The organism is Gluconobacter sp. ESL1110 (assembly GCF_058107395.1).
Genome location: NZ_JBYLUK010000007.1, coordinates 759,796 through 781,490 on the forward strand (window position 1 = coordinate 759,796; position 21,695 = coordinate 781,490).

Below are 21,695 nucleotides of genomic sequence, written 5' to 3' on the forward strand. Positions count from 1 at the left end.
TTTCTAGCAGGGTCTGACGGAACGCCAACTCCCAGAGCCGACGTTCCGCAAAAGAAATCCTGTTTGTTCAGGATTGGATCTGCCTATCAGGCCGTGGTGTCGAGCCCTGGAGAGGCCTTGGCCGCATCGGCTTCAGGCGTACCCTTGGCGACCACGACCATGGCCGGCTTCAGCAGGCGGCCTTTGAGAAGCCATGCCGGCGTCCAGGACTGCATGACATGGCCCGGGCTGTGCTGGTCGGACGGCTGCTCAGCCATCGCCTGATGCAGATTGGCATCGAACGGCTTGCCTGTCGGATCTTCGCAGGTGATGCCGTGGCGTTCCAGAATGTTCAGGAAGGAACGTTCGGTGCCTTCAATACCCTCACGCAGTTTGGTGATGAGCGTCTCTTCGCCTTCGGTCTTTGCAGGAAGAGAGGCGAGGCCGCGCTGAAGATTTTCAGCTGCTTCCACCACATCCTTCGCAAATTTCTGGATCGCGTACTGACGTGCGTCTTCCACGTCCCGCTTGGCGCGGGCACGGATGTTCTGGTTTTCCGCTTCGGAGCGGACCCAGCGGTCCTTGTATTCCGCCACTTCCGCTTCGAGGGCCTCGATACGAGCTTCCGGGGTGGTGTCTTCCAGCGTTTCGCCGCCGGTTTCATTCATGCCGGGTGTCTCGACGCCCTGCTCAGGCGCGTCGTTCACGGTTTCCGGCGTAGTCTTCTGGTCTGGCATGTCACGACCTTATCTTGTGGGACGGGCCATCCTTTGGCCCCGTTCTCTTTCAGGAGATAACGCGGATTGTCTCAAAGACAAGGGTTGCAACGTGGTACGATGTCATTGAAATGCCTATTTTCTGCCATGGTGCGCCATGCGTTATAGATAATCCTGTCATCAGATTTCAGCAGACGGACCCCCTATGGAGACGCCACACACGCCTTACGCGCCCCAGCCGGCCAGTAGCCAACCGCCATCTGGCGTTGCTACGACACCGATTATTGCGCTGGTGGATGATGACCGGAACATTCTTGCTTCCGTTCAGATGACCCTCGAATCCGAAGGCTTCACCGTTCACACCTATACCGATGGCGAAAGCGCCCTGCAGGGAATTATCAGCCGCCCGGTCAGTCTGGCTGTGCTGGATGTGAAGATGCCCCGCATGGATGGCATGGAACTTCTCCAGCGCCTGCGTGCCCGGTCCAACCTGCCCGTCATCTTCCTGACGTCGAAAGACGAAGAGCTGGACCAACTCATGGGTCTGCGCCTTGGCGCGGATGATTATATCACCAAACCGTTCTCCCAGCGGCTGCTCATCGAGCGTATTCGCGCCCTGCTGCGCCGTCAGGATGCAAGCCGCGCTGAAGCTTCCGGAGTGACGGCAACGGGGTCGGCCATCGTGCGTGGGCAGCTTTCGCTTGATGAAACCCGGCACCAGTGCCTCTGGGGGGGGCAGGATATTGCCCTGACGGTCACGGAGTTTCTTCTGGTCAAGGCTCTGGCCATGCGGCCCGGAATGGTGAAATCCCGCGATCAGCTTATTGATGCGGCTTATGGGGATAATATCTACGTCGATGACCGGACGATCGACAGCCACATCAAGCGTGTCCGCAAGAAGTTCCGTCAGGTCGATGACAGCTTCAATCAGATCGAAACGCTGTATGGTATCGGATACCGTTACCGGGATGAGTGACGCAGCGTGACCCCTTTCCGGAAAGAAAAGCTGCGTGCCTAAGGCCGATCCGTCTTCCGTACTGGCTTATGATCTTGATTCGGATCGTCTTGAACAGGGGCGTGATCGCCGTCATGCCGCTGCGGCACGGCGTGGGATTCTGTTCTCCCTGCGTAGACTGATCAGCCGGAAAGGGCCGTCTGATCCACGGCGGAAGCTTGCTTCTCCGCTGCTGGGGCGAATCCTTCTGCTGAATATCCTGCCGCTGGCGCTTCTGGCGGTGACGCTTCTGTTTCTTGACCAGTTTCAGAACAGCCTGCTGGAGACGGACGTTAACGCCCTGCGTGAGCAGGCGCATATCTACGCCGCCGCCGTGGGACAGTCCGCCGTCATTCCCGCGCCAAAAGTTGCTGGAAAGCCCGCTCCGGGCGGAGAGTTCGTACTGGACCCCTCGCAGGCCCGTCCGTTGCTGGCGCGGCTGACCGAGCCCAGCCCGAATGCGCATGCGCTGCTGTTCGATCCGGATGGAAAGCTGGTGGCGGATAGCCGGACGGAGCCTCGGCACCCGCCGAAAGCCATTGCTCCGGATGCGGCAACGGATGGGGTTCCCTGGGAACCTCCCCGCAACAATGCACTGGAAACATTTTACGACTGGCTTCTGTCCCTGCTGCCGCTGACGTCCAGCGAAGGGATCGTCACGCTGGATACGCCGGATTCAGCAACCGATGGCCCCCATGATGCACAGCCTTTGCGGGCTCAGTCGGAGCTTCCGCCCTTTATCCGCCGCACCAAAGATCATCAGCTTGTGGTCACGGTTGTTGAGCCTGTGGTGCATGAAGGTCTGACGGTCGGGGAAATCCAGCTTACCCGTCATGCTCCGGAAGTGGACCGTTCGCTGTTCGCGGTGCGCTCTTCCATTCTGTCACTGGTGCTGGCTGCGCTTGTCGTTACCATTCTACTGTCCTGGTATCTGTCCCTGACGATCGCGCGACCATTGCTGACACTTGCCCGCGCTTCGCATGAAATGCGGGAATCAGACGGGCGTAAGGATCTGGTCCCGGAGCGTCTTCTGGCGCGGCGGGACGAAATTGGTGTTCTGGCACGTTCCCTGCGTGGAAGTGCGCTCGCGCTTTGGGCGCGTATGGATGATATCGAGCGGTTCGCGGCCGATGTGAGTCATGAGATCAAGAATCCGCTGTCGTCGATCCGGTCTGCTATTGAAACGCTTCCAAGAATCGCCATCCCTGAACGACGTGACCGGCTACTGGGAATCATCAACAGTGACGTGAAGCGGCTTGACCGACTGATTACCGATATTTCGGATGCCAGTCGTATTGATGCTGAACTGTCGCGCGTCCGGCCTGAACCTGTGTCTGTTGTGGCGCTTCTGTCCATTCTGGCGGAAATGCATCAGACGACCCGCAAGGAAGATGCGCCGATCCTGCGTCTGGATGTGCGCGATCAGGAACCGCCGCTGCGCGCTTTTGCCGTGGAAGACCGGCTGGTTCAGGTTCTGCGGAATCTGATTGGGAATGCGGTGTCGTTTTCCCCGCCACATGGCGTAATCGCTCTGCATGCCAGTGCCCGGGATATTGCGGGGAATGGCCCTGGGACAGGGAGTGTGGTGGAAATCACCATCAGTGATCAAGGGCCCGGAATTCCACCCGGAAAGCTCGAAAGCATCTTCGACCGTTTCTACTCAGAGCGGCCGCAGACTGAGCATTTCGGGCAGCATTCCGGGTTGGGTCTGGCTATCAGCCGTCAGATTATTCACGCGCTGCGCGGGAGTCTGTTCGCTGAAAACATTCTCGATGCTTCGGGTGCAGTCTCCGGCGCCTGTTTTGTCGTTCGGCTTCCCCGCGCATCCTGACGGGGTCAGTGAACGGCTCTGCGACAGTCTGTGTCGAGTTTCAAATCCACTGACTGTTATGCTGGCTTCCTGTTTGCTTCCGACGTCCTGAAACAGAAGCGTAGAGGCAAAGGGCATGGCCAGCGTCAGAATGCAGAGGGGCGAGAGGCAATCCTTAACCATGAGGAGACGCAACAGGTCGTGCTGCAAGCAGGACATGACCGACCCGATGATCCCGACGCTGACTGGCCCGAATGTCGCGCAGATCTGCTAGAGCGTTGTCTTTGGCGGACTGAACGCAGTTCGAAATATCATCCAGCGTTGTCATGTCCATGGGGTTGGTGACGGAACAGACCGTCTGAGCTGCATCTTCAATGCGACTCTGCGCTTGCCTCCAGCCCTCTTCATTCGTCAGATCAATGTTCTTCACATCAACCTGCTGACTTGAGGTCAGGGGAATACCTGTAAGTAGCAGGGGAGCTGCAACGCTTTGGGATACTGGTGCAAGCGTGAGTGCGGCCAGGAAAAGGATGCGAACGGGAAAAGACGTGCGAAGCATGGTGGAGGCCTTTCGATGCAGAAAGATGCGGCGATCATGTCGCCTGCACATCTGTATGCAGAAGGCGTGCCAAACTTAGTTTTCTGGAAATTTTTTCCGGCAAAAAACCTTAATTCGAGATCAAAGCTGTAAAAGTGGTCAATTTTACCAGTTTGTGGTGAAAATTATCGTTATGGGGAGGGGCTGGCAATCAGGCTTAACGCGATGCGCTGGTTGGCGTCTGGAAAACCTTGCACAATCCGTAGCGTGAGCGTGGGGCGGGCTCCAGCAAGAGCATCGCCAAGTGTGCTTTGACATTGACTGAAACCATCACCTTCCCGAAGCATGGCGGCGATGTGCCGTGTCTGATCCAGTGTCAGATTATGCTTGGCCAGTTCTTCGGAAATAGCGTCTAGCGCGGCCTGGCATTCTTCCGAAAGACGTTGAGGACGCTCGCCTGCTGGCCCGAGGCCATTAAAATCCGTGCATGTCACTTCGTCACCATAGACAGTGACAGTCTCGTGTCTGGAAAGTTCGCCCATATGATCCGTATTCCCGATCTGTCGTCAGAGGTTCCAAATTCCTCTCCGGACAAAGGTGCTGGCGGCGATGCAGCGCAGTCCGTTCTCCAGTCTTCTAAACCGGACTTGGGAGGGTCGCAATCCGTGTCATCTCGGCAACGGTTTCCTGATGGCGAAAATATTTACGCGTCCTGTGTTGCCCGAAACGGAAAAGCCATTCTGCTTTGTGGGGTGTCCGGGACAGGTAAATCGATTCTGGCTCTGCAGTTGATTGAGGCAGGTTTCTCTCTTGTGGCAGATGATCGCGTCATAATGAGAGGCATCTATGCCAGTCCTCCGCCTCAGTTGGCGGGATTGTTGGAGGTACGGGGAGTGGGAATTCTCAGGACATCTTTTGTCACGAATGCGCGAGTGATCCTGAAGGTCTTTCTGGGGGAGGAGGGAGTCCGTTTGCCGGTACCGGAACGAGAGACCCGGACAGGTGTGGTTGTCCTGCGTCTGAATGGGAGTTTTCCGGGGGATTCCTGCCGAATTATTGCCGCCTTCAAAGCCTGCTGCGGTGAGTATGAATGGCATGTTGGAGCAGGTGAGGAAATGTCGGGACTCTGAAGTGGCGAAATAGTTCCTTATGATCTGAAAAAGGGCTAGAGTAGGGCACATGACACCGGCGAATATTCCCGAGTCCGAACTTTCGGCAGGATATGGTCCTGGTTCCAGACAGATCCTGATTGTTACAGGGCTTTCCGGTGCCGGAAAATCATCCATTCTACGAGTGCTTGAAGATCTCGGCCACGAAGTCGTGGACAATCCGCCTTTGCATCTTCTCGAAGCTCTGGCCGCACGGGGTGGGTCACGTCTTGCGATTGGAATTGATGTTCGCAGTCGCGGGTTCGAAGCGTCCCGGGTGCTGGAGGAAATGGACCGGCTGAAAGCTTTGCCTGGCAGTCAGGTCCAGCTTCTCTATGCCACGGCAGAGCCGGAAATCCTTCTTCGCCGCTTTACAGCGACACGCCGCCGCCATCCCCTTGTGACCAGTGGTACGATCTTGCCCGGAATTGAGCAGGAAACCCGACTTCTGGCCCCTCTGCGGGGTCATGCGGATTTCGTTATCGATACGTCTGACTTGCCAGCGCCTGAACTGCGGCAATTGATCGAGACGCGCTTTGGCAGTGGCGCAGAAGATGGGTTGACGGTTGCCTTGATGTCTTTCGCTTATCCATCAGGTCTGCCTAGGGAAGCGGACATGGTGTTCGATGCACGCTTCCTGCGGAACCCTCATTACGATCCAACCCTGCAGCCCATGACTGGCCTTGATCAGGCTGTCGTGCAGCACGTCAAGCAGGACCCAGCGTATCCGGCCTTCTTTAATCATGTGCATGGTCTTCTCGATCTCGTGCTTCCGCGCTTTGTCGAAGAAGGTAAGAAATACGCTACCATCGCTGTGGGATGCAGCGGTGGACGTCATCGTTCCGTTACCATCATTGAGGAACTGGCGCGCCTGCTTCCAAAAACGGCGCCTGTCGGCCCGATGATGGTGCTGCACCGTGAGTTGGCCCGGAAAGGCCTTTCCTCATGGCGCTGGGCTGTTCCGCCACACAACCTGTCCGGGCAGGATAAATCTGCATGATCGGACTGATGCTGGTCACGCATGGCAGGCTCGGCGAAGTTCTGCTTGAAACAATGGTGCATGTCGTGGGGCCACAAGCCCAGATCGGAATCGTGGGTGTCGGCGACGATGACGACCCGGCTCTTCTGCATCCTGAAGCTGACAGGTTGTTGCATCAGCTGGACACGGGAGATGGTGTCCTTGTTCTGACGGATATTTTCGGAAGTTCACCGTCAAATCTGGCTTTGTCTCTTCGGAAACCGGGACACGTCGAAATCGTTTCTGGCGTGAATGTACCTATGCTGGTCAAGCTCGCGAAAACGCGCGCGGGGCTGGATCTTGAAGGCTGCATTGAAAAAGCAACAATGGCCGGGCGCAAATATATCGCGGTTGCGTCCCAGCTTCCTGATCCCTGTCTTCACGGGGGGCCGCGCCCCTGTGTCATACCGGTCCCCTGATGAGCGAAACAGCCCTTGCCCCCCGCACCCTGACCATCGTCAATCGGCTGGGCCTCCATGCTCGTGCCGCAGCCAAGCTGGTCACGACAGCAGAGCGCTTTGATGCAGAAACGACGGTAGAGCGGGGGGGAAACGTCGTTTCTGCCCTTTCGATTATGGGGCTTATGATGCTGGGTGCTGGGGAAGGGGAGACGGTGACCCTGCATTCACACGGCCCACAGGCTGTTGAGGCGCTCGACGCTGTGGAAGCTCTGATTGCGGACGGATTTGGTGAGCGTGACTGAGCAGCCTTCCCGTTCCAGTCGGCCCAGAGCGTCCCGTTCACGCAAGACGCCTCCCAGTTCCACGACCCTGCACGGTAAGGCCATCACCCAGTCTATCGGGCTGGGACCTGCTGGGCGTGTTGAGGAACTGCCTCTTCCAGACATTACGGAGCGATATAGCAAGATCGGCCCAGAAGCTGAACTTGTCCGGCTGGATGCGGCCATTACGCGGGCGCTTCGCCAGATCGAGAAAATGCGGGACCGTCTGGTGGGTTTGCCGGAAGAAGGGCGCGAAGAAATCGCAACCCTGCTTACGGTTTACGAGCGCATGCTCGGCCCGTCCCGCCTGACGCGTCAGGTTCGGGCGCGGATCAACGAAGACGGACTCTGTGCCGAAGCAGCCGTGTCAGACGTCAGTGAGGCGCTGGCCCTTCAGGTCCTTAGGACTGCCGAAGCCATGGCGGGTGACCATGGCGCACAGGAACAGGATGCCAATTTCAGGCTTGCCGGAGAGTTTGAGGAAATCGGCCGCCGGTTGATCCGTAACCTTACAGGCGTGTCTTACAGGGCATTCTCCAGCCTGCCTCCAGGCTCGGTTCTTGTTGCTGAACAGTTGCGGCCTGCTGATGTTGCAATGATTGACCCCGCGCGGATTGCGGCTGTCGTAACCGAGGGCGGTGGCGGTGCAGATCACACCGCTATTCTATTACGCGCGCTTGATATTCCTGCGATTCTGGCTGTGCCCAATCTGATGGCACAAGTGAATGAGGGCGATATGCTCGTCGTGGACGGGCATCTTGGCACGATTACGCTTTCCCCGAACGAGACCGAACTGCGTCTGGCCCGTGAGGCTGCCCAGAAGGAAGCCAAGGAAAAGCGCGCTTTTGGCCGTCTGAAAAAGCTCCCGGCCCAGTTGCAGGGCGGCGAGCCGATTGAACTTCTGGCCAATCTGGAGCTTCCCGCCGAACTCCCCATGTTGCTTCGCAATGGCGCTAGGGGGATTGGCCTGCTGCGAAGCGAGTTCCTGTTTGGCGAACGGGATGATCTGCCTGATGAGGACGGCCAGACTGCCACGTATCGCTCCATTATCGAAGGCATGGACGGACGGCAGGTCACGATCCGTGTTCTGGACTGGGGGGGCGAGAAAGGCCGTGCGTGTATGCGCCGTCTCGGTCTGGCGGAACAGGTGGCGGATGGCGATAACCCTGCGCTTGGCCTGCGGGGTATTCGTCTTCTCCTCCGCGTTCCCGATGTTCTGGAGACCCAGTTCGCTGCGATTTTAAGGGCTGCTGCGCCTGAAAAGGGCAATACGGCCATTGGCCCGGTCCGTATTCTTCTTCCGATGGTGACGTCTCCGGATGAAGTGCTGGAGGCGCGGGAAATTTACGAGAAGGTGGCGCGCCGCCTCAAGCGCAAACAGGTTCCGCTGCCTGATGTGCTTCCCCCGCTCGGGATCATGGTGGAAACACCGGCAGCCGCTCTGACGGCAAGCACGATGGCGCAACACGCTGATTTCATGGCGCTCGGCACCAATGATCTGACGATGTACACGCTGGCTGTAGATCGGGCGGATTCGATGGTGGCCGATCGATACAGTCCTCTTCACCCGGCGGTTCTTCAACTCATCGAAGCTACGGCTGAAGCGGCTTTGCGCACTCATCGACCCATCTCCGTCTGTGGAGAAATGGCGTCTGACCCCAGAGTGGTTGCACTTCTGATCGGTTTTGGCCTTCGGTCTTTTTCCATGAACTCGGCGTCTCTGCCGCGCGTAAAACGCCTGATCCGCACTCTTAAGATGGAAGACTGCGATCATTTGCGACGACAGATCATGGTGGAAACAGATCCTGCAACCATTCAGTCCCTGATCCGGGATTTCGCGCTCTGATCAGTCGTTCTGGACGGTCTCTCTCGAAAAAATTGCCGCTCGATGCCATATAAGAGAGATCATGCCGGATTCGCCTTATGAGACCTCCCCCGCGGAGAGCCTGTCTTTTTCCCCATCCATTACAGCCCGTCTTGAACGGGCTGGGGACTGGTGTCGCCACCGTGGGCAACGCCTGACGGAAACGCGACGTCAGGTTCTGGGTCTGATCCTCTCTTCAGAAAAGCCTTCCGGGGCCTACGATCTGCTGGCCCGTCTGCGACCGGCGCATCCGAACGCTGCTCCGCCTACGGTTTATCGTGCGATAGATTTTCTTCTTGAACAGGGTTTGATTCACCGTCTGGAGCGACTGAGCGCTTTCGTTGCCTGTTCACACGCGACAGATTGCCATCATGGCTGTGATCATGGGGAATGGGGTGTTCACCGCGCGCAGTTCCTGATTTGCAAGTCATGTGGGCGGGCTTGGGAGTTGGAGCAGGAGACCATTGTGCCTGCCCTGATGCTTGCGGCGAAAGCTGTTGGCTTCCGTGCTGAAGCTGCCACGGTCGAAATTGAAGGTGTTTGCGCCGGGTGCCAGAAAGCTGCTCTTAGCGGCGGGCACTAACGGCAATGGGCGTGCGACGTTTTCCTCCGCCCGCCCTTCCGTTCACTGATCTTCCGCAGCAGCGTGCTGCCAAATCGCTTTCTTCTCGCCGAAATCGTACACTTTCTCCTGAAAGCGTTCAGCCGGATCTGCTCGATTGGCAACCACCGCAAACGCATCTGTCCGCTCAGGAAACTGATGCTCACATTCTGGAGGCTGTGGGGTTTCGTCCGGCTTCGGGGGAAGCGTTTCTCTATGCCCTTCTGGACCTCTCTTACGCACAGACCCTGATGGAACAGGGTTTGCCTCTTGAAGATCAGTTGGTCTTTCTCGAAGGCAGGGACGCCGTCAACGAGCTTGCGGAACTGCCGCCAGAACAGGAAATCGGCATCCTCCGCGTACGCCGCAGGTTGATCCAGGCCTGGCTGGAGATACATCGCGACGGCGGGAAAGCATATTATGTGCTGGCCGCGAAACAGCTTTCATCGGGCTGACAGAAAATAGCGAAGTGAATGACATCACAGATGGGATTTTGTTTGTTTCGTAGCGGCTGAACGAGTGGGTCGTGCTGTTGTTGTGGATGCGGATGGTATCGTCGTCTGGTCCGGTGGTGACGTGGAAACGCCCTTTTTCCCACGCTTTACGGCCAAGTCCCTTCTGGCCATTGAACTTGTGGAAAGCGGTGCTGTTGATCGGGTGGGCTTCTCTCAAGGCTCTGGCGCATGGGTCCGCGGGCCGCGCTGGCGCTGCAAAGCGTTTGCGTGAAGCTGTAGCCGCCAATCCGTTCATGGTCGCGGGGACGGGACGATATGACACAACGGTCATGAACAATTTCGAAACTCGTGCGTTCATTAAAATGGGCGCCGAAGGCGTTATGATCGCGGCCTTGCCGGAGCAGGGCTTGGGTTTCGCTATCAGGACGGATGACGGTGCTAACAGGGCTGCGGAAGTCTCGATGTCTGCTCTGCTTCACCATTTTGGTGGCGACGCACTCTTCCGGACGCCTCAGGATCGTGCCGTCCTGACGGATACGGCGCGTCAGACGCTGCGGAACTGGCAGGGCGTGAAGGTGGGCGAAATCCGGGCGCCCTCACGATCTGAGTGCGATCGTGTTATAAAGATTACAGTTCTGACATCCATCAGACAGGTGGGTGTCATTTTTTTGGAAAGGAGTGTGCACCAGCATGACAGATCAGGGCAGGACCGTAGAACCCCCTCAGACAGATGACAGTGCGACGTCCGTTTTTGACGCAACACGCTTCAAGATTATTGCCATCGGTGTGATCGCGGCCCTCGCGGGATTGATGTCCGGTCTGGATATTGGTGTTGTGGCTGGAGCGCTGGACCTGATCGGCAAGGAATATCATGCGTCCACGCTGGCCCTTGAATGGGTTGTCAGTTCCATGATGGCTGGTGCGGCGGCTGGCGCTCTGGGCGCGGGTTGGCTGTCCCATCACCTGGGGCGCAAGCGGTCCCTGATCCTCGGTGCGGCGGTGTTCGTCGTCGGGACGCTGGGCTGTGCAATGGGGTGGTCTATTCCATCCATCATTGTCTTCCGGATCATTATGGGAATCGCGGTTGGTATTTCGGCATTTACCGCGCCGCTTTATCTGTCCGAGATCGCCAGCGAAGAGTCTCGTGGCGCAATGGTCTCGACTTACCAGCTTATGGTGACAGTCGGTATTTTCGTGGCTTTCCTGTCGGACACCTATTTTTCCTATAGCGAAAACTGGCGCTGGATGTTTGGTGTCGCAGGTATCCCTGCAGTCCTGTTCCTGATCGGAGTGTTGTTCCTGCCATACAGCCCACGCTGGCTGATCATGCAGGGGCGGCACAAGGAAGCTCGTGAAATCCTTGTAGACCTGCGCAACGACCCGCTGGAAGCCGCCAAGGAAATCCGCGCGATCCGCGAGCAGCTTGAAACCAAGCAGGAGGGCTTCAAACTCTTCCGCACGAACAGCAATTTCCGCCGTTCGGTTGCGCTGGGCATCATGCTTCAGGCGATGCAGCAGCTCGCTGGCATCAACATTGTTATGTATTACGCGCCCAATATTCTGGCTGCTGCTCATTTCGATGCCCATGCCCAGATGTGGTGTACGGCCATCATTGGCCTCGTGAACATGCTCGCGACATTCGTGGCTGTCGGGCTTGTGGATCGCTGGGGCCGTAAACCCATCCTCTACGCAGGGTTTACGGTTATGGCACTTGGAATGGGCATTCTTGCCATTCTGCTTCAGGGGGGCATGACAACGCAGTCTTCGCAGATTGCGGCTGTTTTCCTGCTCATGATCTTCTGTGCAGGGTTTGCGATGTCCGCCGGGCCGCTGATGTGGGTCTTGTGTGCTGAAATCCAGCCTCTCGGTGGTCGGGATTTCGGGATCGCCATGTCCACTTTCACCAACTGGATAACCAATCTTCTGGTGGGTGTGAGCTTCCTCTCTTTGATGAACACCATCGGGACAGGCGGCACATTCTGGCTCTTCGCAGGATTGAATGCACTCTTTCTGCTGCTCACCATCCTGTTTGTTCCCGAGACAAAGGGCATGTCTCTGCATGTGATTGAAAAGCGTCTGATGCAGGGTGTGAAGCTGCGTAAACTCGGTCGCTAACCCATCTGAATGAATTTTGTCTGACAAAGCGTCCAGCCCCTTGGGCTGGGCGTTGTTGTTATACACTGTCAGCTTAAGGAGGCTGTCATGAGCAATTTTTCTCTTTCGTCCGAAGGGCCAAGCCGCGGCGGGGTTTTTCTGGTCTACGGCCTGTATATTGCCCGTTTTTTCACAGGGATTTCCCTGCTGGCCGGGGTAATTCTGGCCTATATCCTTAAAGGTGCCAGCGCCGGGCTGGTGCGGTCTCATCTGAGCTGGCTCATTCGCCTGTTCTGGTATGACGTCGCCTTTATCATTGGGTGTGCGGTTCTGTTCGGAGCGTGTTTCATCACGGAACCACCGGGCAGTTCAGGGCCGGGGCAGCTTCTGTTCCTTATTCCGATCGGCATTTTTGCGCTCTGGAACATCGCCCTTCTCGTCTCGTTGCTGTACGGCGTGCGCTCCCTGACGCAGGGCAAAGGACCACTTCCCGACCGTTTTCGTACGTTGGGCGAATAAACTGGTGAAATCCGCCATTTGATCGTTTTCTGACGATCCTGTTTTTCCGGATTTATCCTGAAAACGTAAAATGGCACGATTTCTGCATGAACTCCTTTGTCGAGGGTCTTCCTCCAGAGGAGTTCAGTCATGTACACTACAGCCATGCCCGGTTATGGCCGGGTTTATCAGGATACAGGACGGAATTACGTTCTGCTGATCTATGCGTTGTATCTGGCCGGGTTTTTCACCGGCATTACCGCTTTCGTCGGTGTGACGCTTGCTCACATGAGTCGCCGTTCCGCTACGGGTCTTAAGCGGGCCCAGTTGGACTGGCAGATCAGGCTGTTCTGGTATGGCTTTCTGGCGCTGGCTGCAATTGGGATGATCCATCTCATGGTAGCCGGGTTGGGCGCGATCACGGGTGGTCTGGGGCTGGTCTTCATGGTCATTCCCTGGGGGCTGACTCTGACGTGGGGGATTTTGACAGCCTGGGCGATTGTCCGAGGCATCCATGCCGCGTTCATGAATCGTTCCGTTGTGTCCTCCTCATCGTTCTGATGCCAGAGAAAGCTCCACCGATGTCCTCTTTTCGTATGATCCTTCCCGTCCTTCTGGTCGCAAGCTGCCTGTCTTCTTCAGGAGCGTTCGCTGCGCCGCTAAACCAGAGCGTCACGTCTGATGATCTGTCTTACACCACGCTGCCAGAAGGGGGCGTTATCTCCAGCATGAGCGGTGATGTGCAGATCCAGACCTCCAATGGCCCTCTCTCCGTTCGCGGCGTGAGTGGTGACATCAAGATATCAAAAAACGAGGGACCAACCTCTCTGACAACAGTGAGTGGAGATGCCCAGATTGATCAGAGTCTGGGGGCTGTGCAGATCAAGACTGTCAGCGGAGACATTGCCGTCGCCCATGCCGCAGGCGGAGCCGCCCTTATGACAGTCAGTGGTGACACGCAGCTGGGCGGGGCCGCAGGTGATGTGACGGTTAAAAGCACCAGCGGGGATCAGGACGTCACGCTGGTTTCTAGCGGCAGCGCACGGAAGATCATTCTTGAAACCGTCTCAGGCGACGTGACGCTTCATCTTCCGCATGATTTTGGCGGTACGTTCGATATTACGCTTCGTCAGAGCCGTCAGCAAAGTGCTGTTCCACTAGAGCAGTCTCTCGGTTTGACGGTACAGTTTGGTCCTTGGGAGAAGCAAGGATTTCTGTCCAGCGAAAGCAGGACAATCACAGCTACCGGGACTGTCGGAAATGGTCGGGATCATGTCACGATCCACGGTGTTTCCGGGAAAGTGCGAATTCTTCAGGACTGATCCTGCCACCCCAGACGTTTCAGCGCCTCCGCCATAGCCGGGGGCGGTGGAGCAACGGCTTCCAGGTCACCTTCCGGCAAAGCGACATGCAGACTGCGCGCAAGAAGGTGCAGGCCGTTTGCATCGCTTTTGCCATACACACGATCACCGACGATCGGTGTGCCAAGAGATGCACAATGAATTCGGGCCTGATGGGTTCGGCCAGTTAGAAGCTCCAGTTCCAGCCAACTCCGTCCCTCTGCGCGACCAAGAACGCGCCAGCGGGTTATAGCGGCATCCCCTTTCGGACTCACGATCATGCGCCAACCTGATGGATCGGACTGGCGCAAAAGGGGGGCGGAAATTTCGCCCTCATCGTCCGTTGGTGTGCCCTCAACAACAGTCCAGTAAAGTTTTCGAACCTGCCTGTTCTGAAAGGCCGCCTGTGCTTCGAGCAGCGCGGTTTTGCGTCGCGCGATCAGAAGGCAGCCAGACGTATCTGCGTCCAGTCGATGGGCCAGCCATGGACCGCCGCGCGGATGCGTGACCAGACGTGTTTCAACGGAATCCTGTGTTGATGGACCGGGATGAACCGCCAGCCATGCCGGCTTGTTCAGAACCAGAAAGCGTGGCGTTTCCAGCAGGACAGGAAGATCCTGCCCCAGATAAAACAGACCTCTTGGGGCAGGGGAGGGGGCCGCGTTCTGCCTGACAGGCCGCTGACGCCGTCGATCAGTCTTCATGGGAAGCTGGGCGACGGGCCAGAATTTCGCGTTTGCCCACATGGTTGGCCGGTCCGATGATGCCTTCCTTTTCCATCTGGTCGATCAGCTTCGCGGCACGGTTATACCCAATCGACAAATGGCGCTGGATGAAGCTGGTCGAGGCGCGGCCTTCGGTCATGACGATATCCACAGCTTGCTCGAACAGGCTGCCTTCTCCGTCGCCACCGCTTCCGCCACCGCCCGTGTTTCCGCCCGACGAGCCGCCTTCCTCGTCTTCGCCGGACACCACATCGTCATTGTAGATCGGGTCGCCCTTGGAGCGCAGATCCGCCACGACTTCTTCAACTTCCTCATCCGCCACGAACGGGCCGTGGACGCGCGTGATGCGGCCGCCACCCTGCATGAACAGCATGTCACCTTGACCCAGAAGCTGTTCGGCGCCCTGTTCCTGAAGAATGGTGCGACTGTCGAACTTGCTGATGACCTGGAAGGAAATACGGGTCGGGAAGTTTGCCTTGATGGTACCGGTGATGACGTCAACGGACGGGCGCTGTGTTGCCATGATGACGTGAATACCAGCGGCACGCGCTTTCTGCGCCAGACGTTGTACGGCCGTCTCAATTTCCTTGCCCGCAACCATCATCAGGTCGGCCATTTCGTCGATGACCACGACGATATACGGCAGGTTTTCCAGCGGGACCTGTTGCTCGTCGAAGACGGGTTTACCAGTCTCAGGGTCAAAGCCGGTTTGCACGCGACGCGTGACCATCTCGCCGGAGGCGCGAAGCTGGCTGACGCGTTCGTTGTAGCCGTTGATGTTACGGACCTGAAGCTGCGCCATCAGACGATAGCGGCGGTCCATTTCCTGTACCGTCCATTTAAGGGCGCTGACGGCCTTGGTTGGCTCCGTCACAACCGGGGTCAGAAGATGTGGAATGCCGTCATAGATCGACAGTTCCAGAATCTTCGGATCAATCATGATCAGGCGGCACTCTTCCGGGCTGAGGCGGTAGAGCAGTGACAGGATCATTGCGTTCACGCCGACCGACTTACCGGAGCCTGTCGTACCAGCCACCAAAAGATGCGGCATCTTGGCCAGATCCGTATAGACCGGCACACCTGCAATATCCTTGCCCAGTGCAATCTGGAGGCGGCCCGTTCCGTTGGTCCATTCCGGCGTCAGCAGGAGTTCAGAGAAGTAAACGGTTTCGCGCTTGGCGTTTGGGACTTCGATACCAATGACATTTCGTCCCGGTACGGTCGCAATACGAACGCTCAGCACGGATAGGGAACGTGCTACGTCATCGGCAAGACCGATCACACGGGAGGAGCGAATACCCGGAGCGGGCTCTAGTTCATAAAGCGTGACAACCGGGCCCGCATGGATGTCCCCGATTGTGCCCTGAACACCATAATCCGCCAGCACACTCTCCAGCAGGCGCGCATTGGATTGCAGCGTTTCCTGTGAAGGACCTGTCGTTGCGTGGGCCGGTGGTGGGTTTAGCAGAGACAGGGGAGGCAATACCCAACCCGTCGCAGCAGGAGTACGGGCTGGCACGGGGCGTGCCACCGGCTGGGGCTGTGCCGGACGCTCCGGGCGACGCATGCCGAACAGACTGCGGCGCTGTTCGGGTTCAGGCTCAGGGGGCTCGATGCTGCTCTGTGGAACGTCATCCTCCGCATCGTCTTCAACATGCGAACGCTGGATCGTCTGAACGTTTCGCTGCCGTGCAATCTGCGCTAGCCGTTCTGCATAGGGGTTGGACGGTGCCTCTTCTTCTTCCGCCAACTGTGGAGCAGGGGCGGGTGGTTCCTTACGCAGTGCCGTAGGGTGCTCGTATGGGTCTTCTGTCGTCTCCATAGGGGGCTGCATCCAGCCTGTATTCTGCGGCACGAAGGGAGAGGGGCGCGTCCGTGGATCGCTCTTGCCAAAGCTTCGACGCAGGAAGGAAAGCGGAGCGGCATCAGGAGCCGGTACGCCTCCCGCACTGCCAGGCTGGAATTCGTACTGGCGCGGATCAGGCGCCGGGCGATCAGACGTCTGCGGGCCATTCATGCGGCGTGCCAGACGCACGGGCTGACGGGCCAGAAGCGCTGCACCCTGACCCATGGCGCGCCACTCGCGCCACTGAAGCCCCATGGCCAGCGGCATCAGAATGCCCATCAACAGCAGAACCAGAAACACAGCCAGTGCGCTTCCGGCGGACCCGGCTTCGGCATGGGCTGCATCCAGAAGGCGGTGAGCAAAGGAAACGCCCATCTCTCCCCCAAGGCCAGCAGCCGTTGGCCATGCGACTTCAAGTCCCGGAATGAGCAACTGAAGCGTACCAATAAAGGTCGCCCCCGCTGGAAGCAGCAGGAGAGCCGCAGCAATGCGGAGGATTGGCGCGCTCATGCCGTGATGGCGGACCATGCGCCACGCCCAGGCCAGCAGAACAACAATCGGCAGACCACTACCCAAGCCAAGCCACTGCACCAGACCATCGGAAATGGTTGCGCCCGTACGGCCAAGAAGGTTTGTGGGTTCCGTACCTGTCGAGGTGTTGAAGGACGGATCGTGCGGATTGAAGCTCCACAGCGCGATGCCGATAGCCACGGCTGCGATCAGGAACCCGAGACCCAGCAACTCCAGCAGACGCGCATTCAGCGCGCTCCGGAGTTTGGGTGTCATGTGACGGTCGTGTGCCTCACGGACAATGTTGCGCACTGTGCTGGTCGATCGGCTGAACACGGCCAAGTCTCGTCACCCCGTCGGTTTTTTGAATTACGGCTTTCAGATTACGTCTGAATTATACCTGACAGGCCACTGAATACAGTAGGAAAATTAAGGAACAGTGGAGGAATGTCGCCAGATCGTCACCTTCGCCGCACCGAATTTCCGTATTGAAAGCGGTTCGGCCGGAAGTGTGGGGGAAAAGTGTTCGGAAGGTGGCACAAACGGGGCAAAATCCTCGGTCGCACCTGTCTCGGCAACGATCAAGGCCCCTTCTGCAATCCAGCCGTTTCTAGCCAATGCGCGCAGGCCCGATTCGACCAGCGTTTTCCCGTAAGGCGGATCAAGAAAGATCAGCGTGTGAGGCTCGGCGGCTTTCGGTGGATGCGTAACGCTGCAACTCAGCACGCGCGAGCGGTCACGGGCCCGGCAGATATCCAGATTGGTGCGCAAGGCATTCAGTGCGTTGCGGTCCCGCTCGATGAAGGCCGCACGCTGTGCTCCACGGGACAGAGCTTCCAGGCCGAGTGCGCCTGTTCCGGCATATCCATCCAGCACGATGGCCTGTTCCAGCTCTTCCTGCCCATACCACGGCGCATGGGCCAGCATGTCGAAAATGGCCTGACGCGTCCGGTCCGAGGTTGGGCGCGTCCGCTCGCCGGTTGGGGCTACAAGCGCGCGGCCTTTGTTCTCTCCGCCAACAATCCGCATGGATCAGCGGGTCCGCTTACGGGTAGGGGCAGGCAGGTCGGGGATCTGCTCACGCAGTGTCTTACCGTTCACTTCCTCAAGCTCACGTGCCTTCAGGGAACCAAGCTGGAACGGCCCGTAAGACAGACGGATCAGACGGCTCACATGCAGGTTCAGGCCCTGCATCACGCGACGGATCTCACGGTTCTTGCCTTCACGCAGAGAGACTGTCAGCCAGGAGTTATCGCCTTTTTTGGAATCCAGTTCCGCTTCGATGGAGCCGTATTTCACGCCCTCATATTCAAAGCCGTTTACCAGCGATGCCAAGCGCTTCTCATCTACCACGCCAAACACGCGGACACGGTAGCGGCGCACCCAGGCATTGCCTGGCAGCTCCAGACGACGTGCCAGTTCGCCGTCATTGGTCAGAAGCAAAAGCCCTTCGGAGTTGATATCCAGTCGGCCAACACTGATGACGCGGGGCATGCCTTCGGGAAGGGAATCAAAGACCGTCTTGCGTTCCTGCGGGTCCCGATGCGTGGTCAGGAGGCCGTCCGGCTTGTGATAACGCCACAGGCGGGTGCGCTCGGGGTTATCCACGGGTTTGCCATCCACCAGCACAATGTCGCCCGGCTGAACGAAGGTCGCAGGATGGGTGACGGGGTGGCCGCCCAGCTTGATGCGATTGTCTTCAATCATGCGTTCCACATCCCGGCGACTTGCTACGCCAGCGCGGGCCAGGAACTTGGCAATGCGTTCGCCTCTTGGTGCGTCGGATGTATCTTCAGGGGTCGGGGTAAAATCTTCGGTCATCGTGCTGCTGCCTCCACCAGCGCCGCATACAGGCGACGGTCGCCGGGGTCGAGGGTGAATTCGGGATGCCATTGCACACCAATGGCGAATTTCGGGCCGTCCAGTTCAATCGCTTCGATCACACCATCCGGTGCGAGAGCCGAAATCCGTGCCTCACCGGCGCTACGGACGGCCTGATGGTGGGAAGAGTTTACCATCATTGTGGGCGCGCCGACAATTTCCGCCAATCGGGTGTCTGGCACGATCGACACCGCATGGCCCGGTTCGTGCCGTGGATTGGGCTGTTCGTGTTCCAGTTCCGGAGGAAGATGCTGGATCAGCGTGCCACCGGCATTGACGGCCATCAGCTGCATGCCGCCGCAGATTCCGAGGATGGGAATATCCCGCTTTAATGCGGCCTGCAGAAGCGCCAGTTCCGCTGACGTTCTGGCGGGACGTGGGCTCGTCAGGGGGTGAGGATCTTCATTATAAAGCGCGGGATCGACGTCAAAAGCTCCACCCGTAATGACCAGCGCATCCAGACGCGCCACCATGGCTTCGGCATCGGCCGTGTAGCCCAGACAGACGGGCAATCCGCCAGCCTCACTCAGGGCAGTCAGATAATTCTCTCGCAATGCGTGAAAGGGGTAACGCGAGAATTTCCCATCGCCACCGGGCTCATGATCCAGCGTCAGGCCGATGAGCGGGGCGGAATTTTGGAAACGGGATGGACGGGGCAGGGTCATGCACCGCATCATCGCATCATGATTCAGGCCGATACAAGCCGCGCCATGCAGACGGCGCTTGATGCAGCGGATGAGGCTGCCCGTCATGGGGAGGTACCCGTGGGAGCCGTCGTGCTTGATGCGGAGGGAAAGATTCTCGCCGTGGCCCGTAATCGTGTGGAAGAACTCCATGACGGGTCAGCGCATGCTGAACTTCTGGCTATGCGCGAAGCCGCGCGGAAACTTGGGTCCCCTCGGCTGACCGGATGCACATTGGTCGTCACACTGGAGCCATGCCCGATGTGTGCAGGGGCGATCGTACATTTCCGCTGCGAGCGTGTGGTGTTCGGGGCTTACGATCCGAAAGGTGGTGGCGTGGATCACGGCCCGCGCCTCTTTGAACGCCCGAATTGTCTGCATCGGCCGGAAATCATTGGTGGCGTACGGGAGCGCGAGGCGTCGGAGCAACTCCGGGCTTTTTTCCGACGTCTCAGGAGAGCGTGACAAACAAAGACTTACGGATGTTTCACGTCCCGGTCAGCTTGGTGAACGGGAACACAGTTCATAGTCTGACGTATAACGACCGAACCGTTCCTCTGTAACAATCGGGACTGACATGACCACACGTTTCCGCGCCTCCCTTGCTGCTCTCGCTGCGACGACCTTTCTGGTTGCCGCTCCCGCCGCCATGGCGGACAATGGGGCCATCAAGCCGCAGACCAACGTTCAGGCGCTGCCGAATTTCGTCACGCTCGTGAAGCAGGTGAAGCCTGCCGTTGTTTCCATCACGGCCCATATCAAGGCCGACGTTGCCGAGCAGGAAGAAAATGGCCCGGGTGGCGACGGTGGCGGCATGCAGGGTTCGCCCTTTCCGTTCCCCTTCCCGTTCCAGATGATGCCGCAGCAACAGCAGCCGAACCGCACGGTCGAAGCCCGCGGGTCTGGTTTCATCATCTCGGCTGATGGCTATGTCGTCACCAACAACCATGTTGTGAATGGCGCCACCAAGGTTACGGTCACGCTGGACGATGGCACAACGCTTCAGGCCAAGATCATTGGCCGTGACCCGAAGACGGACGTTGCACTGCTTCGCGTGAAGCCGACGGGCAAGCTGCCGTTCATTGATCTGGGCGATTCTGATGACGTCCAGCCGGGTGAATGGGTCATCGCAGTGGGTAACCCCTATGGTCTGGGCGGAACCGTCACGGCAGGTATCGTCTCCGCTCTGGGGCGTGACCTGCACTCTGGTGCGTATAACGACTTCATTCAGGTTGATGCGCCGATCAATCACGGCAATTCCGGCGGCCCGCTGTTCACACAGGACGGTAAGGTTGTTGGCATCAACTCCATGATCATCTCGCCGAACGGTGGCGGTTCGATTGGTATCGGCTTTGCCATTCCGTCCAACACCGTGAAGTCTGTTGTCGAGCAGCTTGAGAAGACCGGTCATGTGACCCGTGGTTATTTCGGCATCGAAGGGCAGGACATTTCCCCGACGATGGCACAGGCCCTGAACCTGAAGTCCCCCGAACCGGGCGCTCCGCCGCATGGAACGCTGGTTGCCTCCGTATCCAAGGGGAGCCCGGCCGAGAAGGCTGGCATCAAGAGCGGAGACGTGATCCTGACGCTGAATGGCCATCCGGTAAAGAACGGTCATGATCTGGCGGTTAAGGTCGTGTCCATCGCACCGGGCACGGACGCGACGGTGAGCCTTCTGCGTGATGGCAAGCCGATGGACGTGAAGTTCACGGTGGGTAATCTGGCCAATCAGGATCATGGTGCGGGTGGCGCGGATAGCAGCCAGTCTGCTGGTGCCGGCAAGCTGGGTGTGTCTCTTGCATCCCTGACGCCGCGTGCCCGTCAGGAACTGGGTCTTGATGACAGTGTTCAGGGGGCGGTTGTTGCGGATGTTGTGCAGGGCTCGCCTGCAGACCAGTCTGGCATCCGTCCGGGTGACATTATCGTAGGCGTTGGTAATCACATTACACCATCGCCCAAGGCTGTTGTCGCACAGGTGAAGGAAGCCCTGGGTCGCAAGCAGCCGCCACTCTTGCGTATCCTGCGTGATGGTCAGCAGCTTTTCGTAGCGGTCTCGCCCGACGGCTCCGACGATAGTGGTTCGGATGATGCACCGTAAGGTTACTGGTCCAGCCTGAAACTGCGAAGGCGGGGAGATGAAAGTCTCTCCGCCTTTTTCATGCCCGTTTTGCGGAGTGAAGTCAGAGTTCTGTCACTGGACAGTCCTGTCCGGATGAGTTTTTGTGATCCGCTGAAGCGTTCGTGCGTTACGGTCGCTTAAAACGCGGATCTGTC

25 protein-coding genes are annotated in these 21,695 nt (G+C 58.2%); 17 read left to right on the forward strand and 8 right to left on the reverse strand.

Features of this window, described 5'->3' with window-relative positions:
* Window positions 1-86: 86 nt before the first annotated feature.
* Complete coding sequence (locus AC3B6F_RS07595) at window positions 87-716, reverse strand: nucleotide exchange factor GrpE (protein WP_062504464.1); 630 nt, start codon at window positions 714-716, stop codon at window positions 87-89.
* A gap of 184 nt (window positions 717-900) precedes the next feature.
* On the opposite strand from AC3B6F_RS07595, the gene AC3B6F_RS07600 reads away from it, so the two are divergent.
* Both AC3B6F_RS07600 and AC3B6F_RS07605 read left to right on the forward strand, forming a co-directional pair.
* Window positions 901-1,671 carry a response regulator transcription factor gene (locus AC3B6F_RS07600; RefSeq protein ID WP_023944006.1) on the forward strand — a complete coding sequence of 257 codons (771 nt, stop codon included), beginning with the start codon at window positions 901-903 and terminating at the stop codon, window positions 1,669-1,671.
* A gap of 34 nt (window positions 1,672-1,705) precedes the next feature.
* Window positions 1,706-3,520, forward strand: a complete 1,815-nt coding sequence (locus AC3B6F_RS07605; RefSeq protein WP_061929692.1) for a stimulus-sensing domain-containing protein — start codon at window positions 1,706-1,708, stop codon at window positions 3,518-3,520.
* Window positions 3,521-3,674: 154 nt separating this feature from the next.
* Here the strand turns inward: AC3B6F_RS07605 and AC3B6F_RS07610 are convergent, their stop codons facing one another.
* Together AC3B6F_RS07610 and AC3B6F_RS07615 are read right to left on the reverse strand one after the other, a co-directional pair.
* Window positions 3,675-4,058, reverse strand: coding sequence for a UrcA family protein (locus AC3B6F_RS07610; RefSeq protein ID WP_023944003.1), 384 nt, complete (start codon window positions 4,056-4,058; stop codon window positions 3,675-3,677).
* A gap of 170 nt (window positions 4,059-4,228) precedes the next feature.
* A complete protein-coding gene (locus tag AC3B6F_RS07615) occupies window positions 4,229-4,579 on the reverse strand; it encodes an endoribonuclease L-PSP (protein WP_489823891.1) in 351 nt (116 codons plus the stop codon).
* Here AC3B6F_RS07615 and AC3B6F_RS07620 point away from each other — a divergent pair, their 5' ends adjacent.
* The 13 genes from AC3B6F_RS07620 to AC3B6F_RS07680 all read left to right on the forward strand — a co-directional run bounded on the left by AC3B6F_RS07620 (window position 4,580) and on the right by AC3B6F_RS07680 (window position 13,758).
* Window positions 4,580-5,167: an HPr kinase/phosphorylase gene (locus tag AC3B6F_RS07620; RefSeq protein WP_489823892.1), complete on the forward strand. Its 588-nt coding sequence runs from the start codon at window positions 4,580-4,582 to the stop codon at window positions 5,165-5,167. It begins immediately after the preceding gene.
* Window positions 5,168-5,216: 49 nt separating this feature from the next.
* Window positions 5,217-6,185 (forward strand): RNase adapter RapZ, encoded by a 969-nt coding sequence (gene rapZ / locus AC3B6F_RS07625; RefSeq protein WP_489823893.1) that lies wholly within the window; start codon window positions 5,217-5,219, stop codon window positions 6,183-6,185.
* Complete coding sequence (locus AC3B6F_RS07630) at window positions 6,182-6,622, forward strand: PTS sugar transporter subunit IIA (protein ID WP_010503494.1); 441 nt, start codon at window positions 6,182-6,184, stop codon at window positions 6,620-6,622. The genes rapZ and AC3B6F_RS07630 overlap by 4 nt, the downstream gene beginning before the upstream one ends.
* Entirely contained in the window at window positions 6,622-6,906 is a 285-nt protein-coding gene (locus tag AC3B6F_RS07635) for an HPr family phosphocarrier protein (RefSeq protein WP_489823894.1), read from the forward strand. Before AC3B6F_RS07630 ends, AC3B6F_RS07635 begins: the two co-directional genes overlap by 1 nt.
* Window positions 6,899-8,770 (forward strand): phosphoenolpyruvate--protein phosphotransferase, encoded by a 1,872-nt coding sequence (gene ptsP, locus AC3B6F_RS07640; RefSeq protein WP_489823895.1) that lies wholly within the window; start codon window positions 6,899-6,901, stop codon window positions 8,768-8,770. The genes AC3B6F_RS07635 and ptsP overlap by 8 nt, the downstream gene beginning before the upstream one ends.
* 61 nt (window positions 8,771-8,831) lie before the next feature.
* Window positions 8,832-9,371 (forward strand): Fur family transcriptional regulator, encoded by a 540-nt coding sequence (locus AC3B6F_RS07645; protein WP_010503497.1) that lies wholly within the window; start codon window positions 8,832-8,834, stop codon window positions 9,369-9,371.
* 5 nt (window positions 9,372-9,376) lie between these two features.
* A complete protein-coding gene (locus AC3B6F_RS07650) occupies window positions 9,377-9,844 on the forward strand; it encodes a hypothetical protein (protein ID WP_489823896.1) in 468 nt (155 codons plus the stop codon).
* Between the two features lie 64 nt (window positions 9,845-9,908).
* Window positions 9,909-10,115 (forward strand): asparaginase, encoded by a 207-nt coding sequence (locus AC3B6F_RS07655; RefSeq protein ID WP_489823897.1) that lies wholly within the window; start codon window positions 9,909-9,911, stop codon window positions 10,113-10,115.
* Window positions 10,039-10,578: an asparaginase gene (locus tag AC3B6F_RS07660; protein WP_489823898.1), complete on the forward strand. Its 540-nt coding sequence runs from the start codon at window positions 10,039-10,041 to the stop codon at window positions 10,576-10,578. The genes AC3B6F_RS07655 and AC3B6F_RS07660 overlap by 77 nt, the downstream gene beginning before the upstream one ends.
* A complete protein-coding gene (locus AC3B6F_RS07665) occupies window positions 10,535-11,959 on the forward strand; it encodes a sugar porter family MFS transporter (protein ID WP_231875979.1) in 1,425 nt (474 codons plus the stop codon). The genes AC3B6F_RS07660 and AC3B6F_RS07665 overlap by 44 nt, the downstream gene beginning before the upstream one ends.
* 87 nt (window positions 11,960-12,046) lie before the next feature.
* Entirely contained in the window at window positions 12,047-12,457 is a 411-nt protein-coding gene (locus AC3B6F_RS07670) for a hypothetical protein (protein ID WP_211568077.1), read from the forward strand.
* Between the two features lie 129 nt (window positions 12,458-12,586).
* Window positions 12,587-12,997: a hypothetical protein gene (locus tag AC3B6F_RS07675; protein WP_489823899.1), complete on the forward strand. Its 411-nt coding sequence runs from the start codon at window positions 12,587-12,589 to the stop codon at window positions 12,995-12,997.
* Window positions 12,998-13,017: 20 nt separating this feature from the next.
* Window positions 13,018-13,758 carry a DUF4097 family beta strand repeat-containing protein gene (locus AC3B6F_RS07680; protein WP_489823900.1) on the forward strand — a complete coding sequence of 247 codons (741 nt, stop codon included), beginning with the start codon at window positions 13,018-13,020 and terminating at the stop codon, window positions 13,756-13,758.
* On the opposite strand, the gene AC3B6F_RS07685 is transcribed toward AC3B6F_RS07680, so the two are convergent.
* From AC3B6F_RS07685 to AC3B6F_RS07705, 5 genes are all read right to left on the reverse strand, one after another.
* The gene (locus AC3B6F_RS07685) at window positions 13,749-14,480 is read right to left on the reverse strand and encodes an RluA family pseudouridine synthase (protein WP_489824007.1); all 732 of its coding nucleotides are present in this window, start codon (window positions 14,478-14,480) and stop codon (window positions 13,749-13,751) included. The two genes, AC3B6F_RS07680 and AC3B6F_RS07685, sit on opposite strands and share 10 nt — an antisense overlap.
* Complete coding sequence (locus AC3B6F_RS07690) at window positions 14,470-17,169, reverse strand: FtsK/SpoIIIE family DNA translocase (protein WP_489824008.1); 2,700 nt, start codon at window positions 17,167-17,169, stop codon at window positions 14,470-14,472. Before AC3B6F_RS07690 ends, AC3B6F_RS07685 begins: the two co-directional genes overlap by 11 nt.
* Window positions 17,170-17,286: 117 nt before the next feature.
* On the reverse strand, window positions 17,287-17,886 hold the full coding sequence (rsmD, locus tag AC3B6F_RS07695; RefSeq protein WP_010503515.1) for a 16S rRNA (guanine(966)-N(2))-methyltransferase RsmD: 600 nt from the start codon (window positions 17,884-17,886) through the stop codon (window positions 17,287-17,289).
* Between the two features lie 3 nt (window positions 17,887-17,889).
* Window positions 17,890-18,678, reverse strand: a complete 789-nt coding sequence (locus AC3B6F_RS07700) for a pseudouridine synthase (protein WP_489823901.1) — start codon at window positions 18,676-18,678, stop codon at window positions 17,890-17,892.
* On the reverse strand, window positions 18,675-19,415 hold the full coding sequence (locus AC3B6F_RS07705; RefSeq protein WP_489823902.1) for a gamma-glutamyl-gamma-aminobutyrate hydrolase family protein: 741 nt from the start codon (window positions 19,413-19,415) through the stop codon (window positions 18,675-18,677). The genes AC3B6F_RS07700 and AC3B6F_RS07705 overlap by 4 nt, the downstream gene beginning before the upstream one ends.
* 6 nt (window positions 19,416-19,421) lie before the next feature.
* On the opposite strand from AC3B6F_RS07705, the gene AC3B6F_RS07710 reads away from it, so the two are divergent.
* Both AC3B6F_RS07710 and AC3B6F_RS07715 read left to right on the forward strand, forming a co-directional pair.
* On the forward strand, window positions 19,422-19,886 hold the full coding sequence (locus AC3B6F_RS07710; protein ID WP_489823903.1) for a nucleoside deaminase: 465 nt from the start codon (window positions 19,422-19,424) through the stop codon (window positions 19,884-19,886).
* 112 nt (window positions 19,887-19,998) lie between these two features.
* Window positions 19,999-21,519: a Do family serine endopeptidase gene (locus AC3B6F_RS07715; protein WP_489823904.1), complete on the forward strand. Its 1,521-nt coding sequence runs from the start codon at window positions 19,999-20,001 to the stop codon at window positions 21,517-21,519.
* The last annotated feature ends 176 nt before the right edge of the window (window positions 21,520-21,695 follow it).